General features: G+C 41.7%; 11 protein-coding genes and 3 tRNA genes. 4 read left to right on the top strand and 10 right to left on the bottom strand.

Annotated features, from left to right (window positions below; all coding sequences use genetic code 11):
* The 9 genes from luxS to ACTG7X_RS04365 all read right to left on the bottom strand — a co-directional run bounded on the left by luxS (position 1) and on the right by ACTG7X_RS04365 (position 5553).
* A complete protein-coding gene (luxS, locus tag ACTG7X_RS04405; RefSeq protein ID WP_439243102.1) occupies positions 1–513 on the bottom strand; it encodes an S-ribosylhomocysteine lyase in 513 nt (170 codons plus the stop codon).
* A 137-nt stretch (positions 514–650) separates the two neighbouring features.
* On the bottom strand, positions 651–944 hold the full coding sequence (locus ACTG7X_RS04400; protein WP_439257313.1) for a hypothetical protein: 294 nt from the start codon (positions 942–944) through the stop codon (positions 651–653).
* A gap of 48 nt (positions 945–992) precedes the next feature.
* A complete protein-coding gene (locus ACTG7X_RS04395) occupies positions 993–1475 on the bottom strand; it encodes a YqaA family protein (RefSeq protein WP_439257312.1) in 483 nt (160 codons plus the stop codon).
* A gap of 8 nt (positions 1476–1483) precedes the next feature.
* Entirely contained in the window at positions 1484–2086 is a 603-nt protein-coding gene (locus tag ACTG7X_RS04390) for a beta-phosphoglucomutase family hydrolase (protein WP_439257311.1), read from the bottom strand.
* Positions 2087–2762: 676 nt separating this feature from the next.
* Positions 2763–2839, bottom strand: a tRNA-Arg gene (locus ACTG7X_RS04385).
* Positions 2840–2994: 155 nt separating this feature from the next.
* A tRNA-Arg gene (locus ACTG7X_RS04380) sits at positions 2995–3071 on the bottom strand.
* Positions 3072–3108: 37 nt separating this feature from the next.
* Positions 3109–3202, bottom strand: a tRNA-Ser gene (locus tag ACTG7X_RS04375).
* Between the two features lie 93 nt (positions 3203–3295).
* Positions 3296–5326, bottom strand: a complete 2031-nt coding sequence (gene rep / locus ACTG7X_RS04370; RefSeq protein WP_439257310.1) for a DNA helicase Rep — start codon at positions 5324–5326, stop codon at positions 3296–3298.
* Positions 5327–5328: 2 nt separating this feature from the next.
* On the bottom strand, positions 5329–5553 hold the full coding sequence (locus ACTG7X_RS04365; protein ID WP_439243090.1) for a YceK/YidQ family lipoprotein: 225 nt from the start codon (positions 5551–5553) through the stop codon (positions 5329–5331).
* A 453-nt stretch (positions 5554–6006) separates the two neighbouring features.
* Here ACTG7X_RS04365 and ACTG7X_RS04360 point away from each other — a divergent pair, with 453 nt between their 5' ends.
* Positions 6007–7884, top strand: coding sequence for an autotransporter outer membrane beta-barrel domain-containing protein (locus tag ACTG7X_RS04360; RefSeq protein WP_439257309.1), 1878 nt, complete (start codon positions 6007–6009; stop codon positions 7882–7884).
* A 171-nt stretch (positions 7885–8055) separates the two neighbouring features.
* Positions 8056–9390 carry an NAD(P)/FAD-dependent oxidoreductase gene (locus ACTG7X_RS04355; RefSeq protein ID WP_439243088.1) on the top strand — a complete coding sequence of 445 codons (1335 nt, stop codon included), beginning with the start codon at positions 8056–8058 and terminating at the stop codon, positions 9388–9390.
* A gap of 42 nt (positions 9391–9432) precedes the next feature.
* On the opposite strand, the gene tusA is transcribed toward ACTG7X_RS04355, so the two are convergent.
* On the bottom strand, positions 9433–9669 hold the full coding sequence (tusA, locus tag ACTG7X_RS04350) for a sulfurtransferase TusA (protein WP_439257308.1): 237 nt from the start codon (positions 9667–9669) through the stop codon (positions 9433–9435).
* 155 nt (positions 9670–9824) lie between these two features.
* On the opposite strand from tusA, the gene ACTG7X_RS04345 reads away from it, so the two are divergent.
* Positions 9825–11288 carry a TrkH family potassium uptake protein gene (locus ACTG7X_RS04345; protein ID WP_439257307.1) on the top strand — a complete coding sequence of 488 codons (1464 nt, stop codon included), beginning with the start codon at positions 9825–9827 and terminating at the stop codon, positions 11286–11288.
* Positions 11288–11797 (top strand): menaquinone-dependent protoporphyrinogen IX dehydrogenase, encoded by a 510-nt coding sequence (gene hemG / locus ACTG7X_RS04340; protein ID WP_439257306.1) that lies wholly within the window; start codon positions 11288–11290, stop codon positions 11795–11797. The genes ACTG7X_RS04345 and hemG overlap by 1 nt, the downstream gene beginning before the upstream one ends.
* Positions 11798–12146 lie beyond the last annotated feature (349 nt).

Here is a 12146-nt window from a genome sequence, read left to right as displayed (position 1 = left end):
TTATGCTTGTGGATAAAGCAGTTTCTCGTCTAACATTAAATCTTCATTTTTATTAATGCCAATGCCTTTATCAATCACATGTTGTACTGCTTTGTGAGCGTCCGCTAAGGAATGTTCTTTGAATGAACCGCATTGATATTCGTTGATTTCAGGAATGGTGTTTTGATCTTTGACCGCTAACGCATCGTGCATGGCTTTTAACCAAGCGTCCGCCACACGCTGTTCGTCAGGCGTACCAATTAACGACATATAAAAACCGGTGCGACAGCCCATAGGTGAAATATCAATAATTTCCACGTTATCGCTATTTAAATGATCACGCATAAAGCCAGCGAATAAATGTTCAAGGGTGTGGATCCCACGTGGGGAAATAATTTCTTTATTCGGTTGGCAAAAACGCAGGTCAAACACCGTGATAATATCGCCTTTTGGCGTGGTCATGGTTTTGGCAATGCGTACCGCAGGAGCGTGCATAATGGTGTGATCGACTTTGAAACTATCAAGTAATGGCATATTTTTTCCTTTTTTTTAAAAAAGCTTGAACTTTATGGGATTGTGCAAGTCTTATATTACAAGCAACTTGCAGTTGTATAATAAAAAAATTGGTTCCTTAGGTTATATTTGCCCCTCTTTGTGAGGGGCTTTTTTTGTTATTGTTTTGTGTAAACACTTCCACTATTTGTAATTGTGTAGCTGTTTCCGTCAAATATTCCGATTAATTCATTTTTTGAATTATATAATCGATTTTCTTTTGCAAAGGCGTTTGTACTGGATTTCACAATTTTAAAATCAGCTGTTAAAACGTACTCATTATCTTTGATTTTTTCTAATGTTATTGTGTAGTTATCTTTTTTATAGATCCCACTATAATCGACAGTTTCAGCGTGACATACAACTGACAATAAAGCCACAGCACTTGCAATAAACAAATTTCTTAATTTCATTTTATTTTTCCCTTTGTGATATTTAAAGATTGTTTATATTCTACACATTTACGCCCAAAAAGTATAACCGATCACGATACTCAATAAAAATAAATAGCGTAAGCCTTTGCCGATCAGCATACATAGCAGGCTTTGCCAGACATTTAGCCGTAACCAACCTGCCACGGCACAAAGTAAATCGCCCAAAACAGGCACCCAACTTAACAGCAATAATAGCGAGCCATAACGAGAAAAGTTGGCTAAAATCCACCGCACTTTGCTTTGTTGAGCGAGCGTTATTTCTGGAAAAGGAAAGCAACGCCCGATCCAATAAGTGGTTAAACTCCCTAGTGTGTTGCCCAAGGTGGCAGTGGCCAATAATTGCAGAATAGGCAAACTAAAATACTGCTCGGCGATAATCTGTATTTTGGCACTGAGAGCGAGAAAAACGATTTCTGAATTGCCGGGTAGCACTGTGGCGCTTAAAAATGCACTGAAAAACATCAAATACAGACTATGTTCGCCTAACAGTGCGGTGAAAAAATCAACCATTTTTTGGCTTATTTGGCGTTGATAATTTGATTAATTCGGACATCAAATACGTCCATTCCGCCTGCTAATCCTGCCTGTACGCCGAGATCCGCATCTTCAAACACCAAACAGCGAGTGGGATCGACATTGAGTAATTCAGCACAACGTAAAAATGTTTCGGGATGGGGTTTGTGATGTGTCACTTGATCCGCATTTACCACCGCATTGAAATATTGACGTAAATTGAATTTATCCAGTAATAAATCCACCATCACGCCATGTGAACCCGTACCGAGTGCCATGGGGATTTTACCAAAATTGGCTTTGATAATGTCAAAGGCGGGGAGTAGGCTAGCATTTTGTTCCACCATTTCAAAGCCGAATTGGCGTTTTAAACGGATCATTTCATCAAGGTGTTGTTCTGGGATATTGTGGCGTTTCATGGTTTCTTGGGCAATAATCGACACCGTGGCCCCGCCGAGTTCGTACATAATTTCGCCAGTAATTGGGTAACCTAAGATTTCGCCTACTTTTTGCCAAGCAAGCGCATGGCTCGGCATGGTGTCAATGATGGTGCCGTCCATGTCAAAGATAAGTGCGGTGTAATGTTGGAGTGTGTTTTGATCGAGCATGTTTGTTTCCTGTTGGGGATCTTTTGGGGTATTTTGCTATAAAATGGGGGAGATGTAATTAGTTTTTTTGTTTTTTATTGCAAATTTTGGTTTTTTTAAATCGGATTTCGCCCGATGGGCGACCATACTTTCTTTTGCTTGTGCAAAAGAAAGTAGGCAAAGAAAAGCACACCCCGACTTCACCGCTTTTCTTTGCTCGTTTGGCATTTTCTTAACGCTAAATTTTGAACTCGCTGCGCTCAAACATGCAAAATTTAGCTAAAAATGCCAAGTCGCAAAGGCGGTTCAGACGGGGCCCCAATTTTTGATCGAGTGTGGGTAAGAGTGCGGTGAGAAAATAGATATTTTTTAAGCTACGGAGTAGCGTCTCCATGCTTAACCCAGTACGAGAGTGCTAGGTATTCAATTCCACGGTATTTTGTTACTGCACCAATGGGGGCCCCATGTTTGCCGCCTGAAAATATTTTAATTTGTAGGAAAATGGCGTCTGTCTGAGCGAAGCGAGTTCAGCCATTTTCCGTTAAGCAAATTAAAGTATTTTCAGGAAACAAGGCAAAGTTGGGGTGTGTTTCTTTTTGCTTACTTTTGCTTTGCACAAGCAAAGAAAAAGTAAGTCGCCATCGGCGAAACCGATCTAAGTATAAACACAAAAATGAAATAAAAAGAAAAAGAAAAATGGCGCACCCGAAAGGATTCGAACCTTTGACCGCTCGGTTCGTAGCCGAGTACTCTATCCAGCTGAGCTACGGGTGCGTAAAATTTCGGCGTATTTTAATCAATCTTCTGCGTGACTGCGTTTCGCCGTGCTAATGCACTGTCTTCAACTTGTCACTTGAGCCTTGATTAAACTACTTGAAATTTGAGTTTTATTTTAATCTAAACCAATTCCACCTAGAGTAAAAATGAAATGGCGCACCCGAAAGGATTCGAACCTTTGACCGCTCGGTTCGTAGCCGAGTACTCTATCCAGCTGAGCTACGGGTGCAGATTATCATAAAATTAACTTGTTAAAACCAGAAAAATGGCGGTGAAAGAGGGATTCGAACCCTCGATGGAGCTTTTAACCCCATACTCCCTTAGCAGGGGAGCGCCTTCAGCCTGCTCGGCCATCTCACCGCAACTGGTTTGTGGGCGATATGATACGGTTTTCTGCCAACAAGTCAAACGCTTTTTGTTAAAAATTGTCTGTTTGTTTAAATCCTCTACAATTTAATTCGATTTCTTTTGTGCATTGGCGAGCATTGCACGTAAGTTGGCGATATTGGTTTCCGCTTTTTGTTGTTTTTGCTGTTCCGTTAATGGCGGTTTATCCCGTTCCCATTGCACGTCATCTGCGGGCAGTTCAAGCAGAAAACGACTGGGTTCGGGTTTGATTAATTCGCCATATTGACGGCGTTCTTTGCATAGCGTAAAGCGTAATGTTTGTTGCGCTCGGGTAATGCCTACATAGGCTAAACGGCGTTCTTCGTCAATATTATCTTCATCAACGCTGGTTTGATGGGGCAATAATCCCTCCTCCATGCCAATTAAAAAAACATGCGGAAATTCAAGGCCTTTTGAGGCGTGTAAGGTCATTAATTGCACTTGATCGCTGCTGTCGTCATCTTCCGCACGATCTAACATATCTCGCAGGGTTAAATTGGTGACCACCTGATTTAAACTCATGGGTTCATTGACCTCGTCGCCTTTTAACATGGCGCCGATCCAATCGAACAGGGTGGCGACGTTTTTACTTTGCATTTCGGCCGCTTTGGGGCTGTTGGCGGTTTCGTATAAATATTCTTCATATTGAATTTGCGCCAACATCCGTTTAACGGCACGTTCGGGTTCCGCACGTAATAATTCGTCATTCAGTTCGACAATCCAACGGCCAAAGCCTTGCAACGCATTGTAGGCTCGAGGCGTGATACGGTGAATCAGTTCAAATTCAAAAATCGCTGCAAATAAGCTAATATGCTTTTCATGGGCGAGTAAGCCCAGTTTTTCTAAGGTCGCCGTACCAATTTCACGTTTTGGTGTGTTTACAATGCGCAAAAAAGCAGCGTCATCATCTTGGTTCACCAATAAACGCAAATAAGCCATCATATCTTTAATTTCTGCTCGGCTAAAGAATGAGGTGCCACCTGAAATTTTGTAAGGAATGCGGTTTTGCATTAGCACTTTTTCTAATAAGCGAGATTGGTGATTGCCCCGATATAAAATGGCATAATCTTTGTATTTGGTACGGCGAGTAAAACGGTGGGCGATCAATTCAGCGACCACACGCTCGGCCTCGTGTTCTTCATTTTTGGCCTCAATCACTTCTAATTTGTCGCCTTGACCAAGATTAGAAAACAGTTTTTTATCAAATACATGGTCATTATTATCAATCAAAATATTGGCGCAATGTAAAATGCGTTGGGTGGAACGGTAATTTTGTTCTAATTTAATCACATTCAGTTTGGGAAAATCATCTCGTAACCGCATCATATTTTGCGGTCTGGCGCCTCGCCATGAATAAATTGACTGATCGTCATCCCCCACCACGGTAAAATTCGCTCGGCTACCGACCAATAATTTAATCAGTTCATATTGGCTGGTGTTGGTGTCTTGATATTCATCCACCAATAAATAGCGAATTTTATTCTGCCATTTTGACCGCACTTCTTCATTTTGTCGGAACAGCAAGGTAGGCAACATAATCAGATCGTCAAAATCAAGGGCGTTATAGGCGCGAATTTGTTTGGCGTAGCGGTCGTAACATTGCGCAAAAATTTGGTATTTTTGATCCCGAGCCAAAGCAAGCGCCGTCTCTGGCATGATTAAATCATTTTTCCAGTTGGAAATGGCGGACACCAGTTGGCGTAATAACTCCTTATCTTGTTGCAGTTCATCTGCGGTGAGTTCTTTTAATAAGGCCATTTGATCATGTTCATCAAACAGCGTCATATTGGCTTTAAAACCCAGTTGCTGATATTCCTGTTTAATAATGGTAAAACCCAAGGTATGAAAAGTCGAAATGGTTAAGCCTTTGGTTTTCTCTTTGCCAATAGAATGCGCAACCCGTTCTTTCATTTCTCGTGCGGCTTTGTTGGTAAAGGTTACCGCCGCAATGTGTTTGGGCAAATGGCCACATTGCTCAATTAAATAGGCAATTTTGTTAATAATCACCCTTGTTTTACCGGAACCCGCCCCCGCTAACACTAAGCAAGGGCCACGGCTAAATTCGACGGCTTGTTGTTGTTGTGGATTCAGTTTCATGCTTATTCTTGTGACCAAACATAGGGTAATAATGCCGTATCTAACAGAAAAGAAAGCGGCAAGTCTAAAATCGGCAAGCCCCATTTTTGGGCTTGTTTCCAATCAAATTTTGTGCCGTCATAGGCTTGATATTTTTCCGTGGGATCGACTAATTGCACAATCGTCCCACAGCCTGTCAGGCTCGCCGTGGAGAAAAGTGCGGTTAAAATAAATAAAGTTTTTTTCACGTGAGGTTATTTTTTTAAGTTAAATCTGGCGTCTATTATACGCTAATTTTGATCTGGCTCACAAATTTCAAAAATTCCATTGGAAAACGCGATTGATGAGGTATAGAATTAACAGAAATTCCTTGACATATTCCCTAAGGATGTAGCCAAAATGAAACAAACAAACAATCTAGTTTTTTTTTAACTAAATCGCCTTTCAAATTTTCTTCTTTATTTCTCGCGTTATGTGTTACACCAGCCCTGTCTTATGCTGCCACTTACAAGGCTACTTGTGAGAGTAATACTTGTTTTTTTACTAACGAAGATCAACAATCTTGGCAATATGCTCCAAATACTGTTTTTCAGAATACTCCCATAGAGGATGTTTATGATTTAGAACCTATTGCTGCAGCTACGGATGATTTAGACATTTCCTTTAATCAAGATGGACCCGATTATGCTGACGGAGATGGTTTGTTTTATTTTGGCGTGAGAAATTATGATAAAAATGTGAAGGTGTCCTTTACTTTTTTAGATAAGCTACTGATTGGAGGCGGTGATTTTTGGTTGGAAGGTGTTAATACTACCTTGGACAATCCTACTATTGGGTGTGATACAGGTATGTCACCGACTTGTGGAGAGCGTTTTATATTTAAGGATAGTACGATCACGATTAATAATCCAAAGATAATCGGTGATATAGATTTTCATGTTGACGCTCTAAGTGGTAGTACGGTGGTAGTTAATTCGTTGGAAACATCTAACAACGTTTATTTTCATTCTGAACCAAATTCCTCCCTTACAGGCTCCAACATCATCTATATCAATCCTGAACACATACGGAATTTATGGACTGTTCAAGCCGGTGCAAAGGCAAAATTTGATAATAGTGATATTGAAATCCCAAGAGTTTTTAATATTATAGGATCATCAACAGATGATACGGTAATAGATATTACCAATACCACCATTAAAGCCGACAATATTGCTGAAGTTAATGGAAATGGCGAAAACGTTCATATCAATGTGACGGGTAGCCATTTAAGCGGTGATATCACAGGTTCTGCCCCGAATGTGACGTTAACGCAAGGCAATTGGACACCGAAGAACGATAACAGTGTAAACAATTTAAATATGGACGCTCAATCAAGTCTTGATTTGAGCCAAGCAACGGATCAATATAACACGTTTACCATCAATAAAAATTTAACCGGCTCTGGCACGTTTATCCTTGATGGCGATCTCGTCAGTGGCAACAGTGACAAAATTCACATCAAAGGCGAAAGTAGTGGACATTTTAATGTCACCTTGAATACCACCGATTTTGTGCCAATCAATCCTCATAGTAAATTCACCTTGATTGACGTGGAATCGCCTGAACAAAGCCATGCGACCTTTAGCCTGAAAAACCGCTTTGAAGATCTTGGGGCATATCGTTACCGTATGTATCAAGAGAACCATGATTGGTTATACGGCAACCGCCATGGCGAATTAAGTGAATGGTCCAATGCGTTAGTGTCGCTCCGTCAAGCAGAATTACTTCACCTTGAACAAAGTTTAGTTGGCATTCATGATCGTTTAGGCGAGTTAAAACAAGGTAAACAAAATAACGTTTGGGTGCGTAGCAATTACTCTCGCTTTGATTTTGACAGTACCGCAGTAGACAGCGAAAGCCGTACATCAGGCTTTAGCCAAAAATATTATAGTTTACAACTTGGTGCGGACATCGCTTTGCATGATCTTGTGCGCGTGGGCGGATTTGTCGGTACCGCACGTTCTAATGTGGATTACAACGGCGACTACGGCGAAGGCAGATTAACTAGCCAAATGGCCGGACTTTATGCCACCTTGCAAACCGATAACGGTTGGTATTGGGACAATATCGCCAAATTTGAACGCGTGAAAGTCAAATCCGACGGCGTAGACAGCCACAACTTTAACGCATACAGCCTTTCAACCGAAGTGGGCAAAGCCTTCAATTTGGCCAGTTGGACGGTCACGCCAAACGCGCAATTCGTGTGGACCAAAACCAATTCTGTTGAAAATCAAACCGCACTTTCCGCTTTAACTAGCCGAGCAGGCGTACGCGTCGCCAAAGCCTTTGCATGGGATAGCATGACCATTCAGCCTTATGCCGAAGTGAACATGCTCAACGTGAAAAACAACGACAGCACCGTCTACGTCAACACGCGTCCATTTAACGTGGCTCAAAGTGGCAACCGCGTTGAAACCGCCCTCGGCGTAAACGCGCAAACCGGCAACCACCGTTTTGGTCTAGAAATGAAACGCGCCAATGGCAACCGCGTGGATGAAAAATTAGCGGTGCAAGCGGTGTATCGTTATAGTTGGTAATTCAGATTAACGTTAAATTGGGGCGGTCAATAAACCGCCCTATTTATATCAATTCAAAATATCTTGTCAAAAAGATCCGCACTTCCTCGCTTTAAAAATAGACTTTCGGCAGCGTACAGATTAAAATTGTTGATAATTTGTCGTATTTTTTATTTTTAGGAACGTTAATTTATGAAAAACATTGTCATTGTCGGAGGCGGTGCTGGCGGATTAGAGCTAGCGACTTTCTTGGGGCATAAACTCGGTAAAAAGCAAAAAGCCAATGTGGTTTTAGTTGACCGTAATCAAACCCACCTGTGGAAACCTTTATTGCACGAAGTGGCCACGGGCGTATTAGATTCTGAAACTGACGCCGTGAGTTTCCGTGCCCATGCCTTTAACCATCATTTCCATTTTGAGCAAGGCGCCATTGCACGTATTGATCGTGCCAATAAATATATTGAATTAGCGCCGGTTTACGGCGCCGAGGGAGATGTGATTGTGGTGGCACGTCGTATTCCTTACGATTATTTAGTGTTGTCGATTGGCAGTAAATCGAATGATTTCCATACCAAAGGCGTGGCGGAAAACTGTATTTTCCTTGATTCGCCAAATCAAGCCTTACGTTTCCAACACAAGATGTTGGAGCTTTTCTTAAAATTCTCCGAAAACAATGCCTTATCTGAAATTGGTGAAGATGAAAGTAAGCAAACTTTAGTGCAAGAAGATAAAGTGAATATTGCGATTGTGGGTGGCGGCGCCACGGGTGTAGAGCTTTCCGCAGAATTATTTAATGCGGCCAAACATTTATCTTCTTATGGTTACGGTAAAATTCGCAGCGATTGCTTGCAAGTCACCTTGATTGAGGCGGGCAGTCGCTTATTGCCTGCTTTGCCTGAACGTATTTCCGATTCAGTGCGCATGGAATTAGCCGATTTAGGCGTGAATGTCAGAACCGATACCATGATTACCGAAGCCACGCCAAACAGCTTGCTGACCAAAGACGGTGGCGAAATTAAAGCCGATTTAATGGTGTGGGCAGCGGGTGTGCGAGTGTCTACTGTGACCCAACAATTTGACGGTTTAGAAGTGAATCGCATTAATCAATTATGCGTGAAAGATACCTTACAAACGACCTTGGACGATAGCGTGTTCGCTATTGGTGACTGCGCTTTCTTATTACAAAAAGACGGCACGCCTGTGCCACCACGGGGACAAGCAGCCACTCAAATGGCCACGGTTTGTGGGCAAAATATTGTGGCGTTATTTGAGGGCAAAACCACACTGAAAGCCTTTGAATTTCGGGATAAAGGATCCTTAGTTTCGTTGTCAAAATTCACCGCACTTGGGAACATTACCACAGGCAAAAAAAGCTCGTTAACGGTGGAGGGAAACTTGGCTCGTTTAGCCTATATTTCTCTTTATCGTTTGCACCAACAACGTTTGCACGGTTGTTTTAAAGTGGGCTTAATTATTTTGATTGGACGTTTAAATCGCTTTATTCGTCCGTCGTTGAAATTGTATTAATGCCGTGAGAAAGCTAAATCATTTTGGTGATTTAGCTTTTTTCTATGCCTTTTTTATCCAATATTGATAGGGGAGGTTTTCGGTTTCCGAATGTAATAATTGGTGATCCATAAATTGACAGAAACTGGGGATATCTCGGGTGGTGGCGGGATCGTCGGCAATTACCCGTAATACCTCGCCTGTTGCCATATGGCGAATTTGTTTACGCACCAACATCACGGGTTCTGGGCAGCGTAAGCCTTGCGTATCAAGGGTGTAATCTAGGGTGATGTCATTCATTATAATCATTTTTCATTGCGTTCATGTTTCGTATATAATAGCCTGAAGTTTGGCATGGGTCAAAATTTAAGGGGCGCCAGTTTTGCCCGCAACATGATAGAATAGGATCACTGTGAAGATGATTTATCGTTTTACCGAACAAGAGTAGCTATATTGTGCATATTTTATCCATTATTCGAATAGTTGGCATTTTGATAATGTGTTTCTCATTATCCATGTTTGTCCCTGCGTTCGTGGCCTTAATTTACGGTGACGGTGGCGGTAAGGCGTTTATTGAAACCTTTGTGTTTAGCCTGTTGTTAGGCGCATTATTATGGCGATCCTGTTATCAGCATAAAGAAGAATTACGTTCCCGAGAGGGGTTTTTGATTGTCGTGATGTTCTGGTTTTTGTTGTGTGGTCTGTCGGTGATTCCGTTTCTCTTTTTTGATGAATTGAACATTGACTTTGCACAAGCCATTTTTGAAGCCATTTCAGCGGTAACCACCACAGGGGCAACGGCCATTTCTGGCTTAGATGACTTGCCTAAATCCATTTTATTTTATCGCCAATTTTTGCAATGGATTGGCGGGATCGGGTTGATCGTATTGGTGGTGGCCGTGACGCCGTTGTTAGGTATCGGGGGCGGTCAGTTATACCGTGCGGAATCAGCAAGTCCACTGAAAGATCAGAAAACCTTGCCTCGCATTGGCGAAATGGCTAAATTACTTTGGATGATTTATGGGGGCTTAACCCTGTTATGTACCTTAACCTATTGGCTTGCGGGCATGACATTCTTTGATGCGATTTGCCATAGTTTCTCGACGGTGTCTAACGGCGGATTATCCACCCATGACGCCAATTTGGGCTATTTCCAAAACTCCACGATTTACTTATTGTCTGCGTTTTTCATGCTCTTTACCGGCTGTAACTTCGGTTTGCATGTGCGAGCATTGATGAACCGAAAATATCAATCTATGTGGCGAACCTATTTTAGTGATCCAGAATTTCGTTTCTTCTGTTTGGTGCAGTGTGCGTTAATTGCCATGATGACCATTGGACTGTATGTTTCCTATCAAGGCCTCTCCTTTTTTGACGCTTTTTCACAAGGCTCTGCCCAGATGTCATCCATGTCAATGACGGCGGGATTTACCTTGTTTAATTTAAATGAACTGCCGACCTTTTTGTCCATGTTACTTGTTTTTGCCGCCATTCTCGGCGGTTGTGCGGGTTCCACATCAGGCGGGTTGAAAATGATCCGAGTGTTGGTTATCTGGTTACAACTTAAACGTGAAATTAAATTTTTAGTGCACCCGAATTTGGTGGTGCCAATTAAATTAGGCGGTACGTTATTATCTTCCCGAGTGATCGAGGGCATTTGGGCGTTTCTGATTGCCTTTTTCTTAACCTATTGGGTTTGTGTTTTTGGGGTGATTTTATGTGGTATGGATCCCCTTGACGCATTGGTGGCGATCTTCTCCACCTTAACTAACGTGGGGCCGGGATTGGGTTCCGCCAGTGTGGGATTTGCCGAGGCCTCCAACAGTGCGAAATATGTATTATCTTTTGCTATGATTGCAGGGCGACTTGAGATTTTCTCCTTATTAATTTTATTTAGTCCCTCTTTTTGGAAAACCTAATGAAAACCTTGATTTTGTATTCAAGCCATGATGGGCAAACCCGAAAAATTGCTGAATTTATTGCCTCTCGTTTATCTGGTGAAGTGGAAGTGCGGTCAATTTTGGATCAGTTTTCCTTGGATGTGGATCGGATTATTATTGGTGCCTCAATACGTTATGGCTATTTTAATCAGCAAGTCTATAAATTTATCGAAAAAAACACCGCACTTTTGAATGCAAAACCCAGCGCCTTTTTTGGGGTGAATTTGACGGCTAGAAAAGCGGATAAAAATACACCAGAAACCAATGTTTACGTCCGTAAGTTTTTAGCCCGAATCCCTTGGACGCCCACAATTTCCGCTGTCTTTGCCGGTGCGTTACTTTATCCAAGGTATCATTGGTTTGATCGCATGATGATCCGATTTATCATGAAAATAACCGGTGGCGAAACCGATACTACAAAAGAAATTGAGTATACGGATTGGGATCGGGTACAGGCTTTCTCCAACCAGTTTGAGGCGTTGAAGTAATCACCAGTTATTGCCTGTTTTTCTGGCATTTTATTGTGGATTGATTAATAAAAATGCAATTAAAATTTTTTTGATAAAAAGATCTTGCAGCGCAGAAAAATATCCCTATAATGCACCTCCGCACCGCAAGGTTGGCGAGTCAAGATAAAGCAAATCATTCATTTGCTTGATAAGATCGAAAAAAGTAAAAAAGATCGCTTGACACAAATGAAATAAATTTATATCATTTCAAACCTTGCATAAATGCAATCGTTCTTTAACAACTTATCAGACAATCTGTGTGGGCACTTGTTGATTGACTTGTTTTAAAAAATTAAATAAAACTTGAAGTCTTAATAGGTGCTTAACT

The sequence above is a fragment of the Lonepinella sp. BR2271 genome (genome assembly GCF_051851515.1).
Lineage (GTDB): Bacteria > Pseudomonadota > Gammaproteobacteria > Enterobacterales > Pasteurellaceae > Lonepinella.
This window is presented reverse-complemented; position numbering and strand designations above follow the sequence as displayed.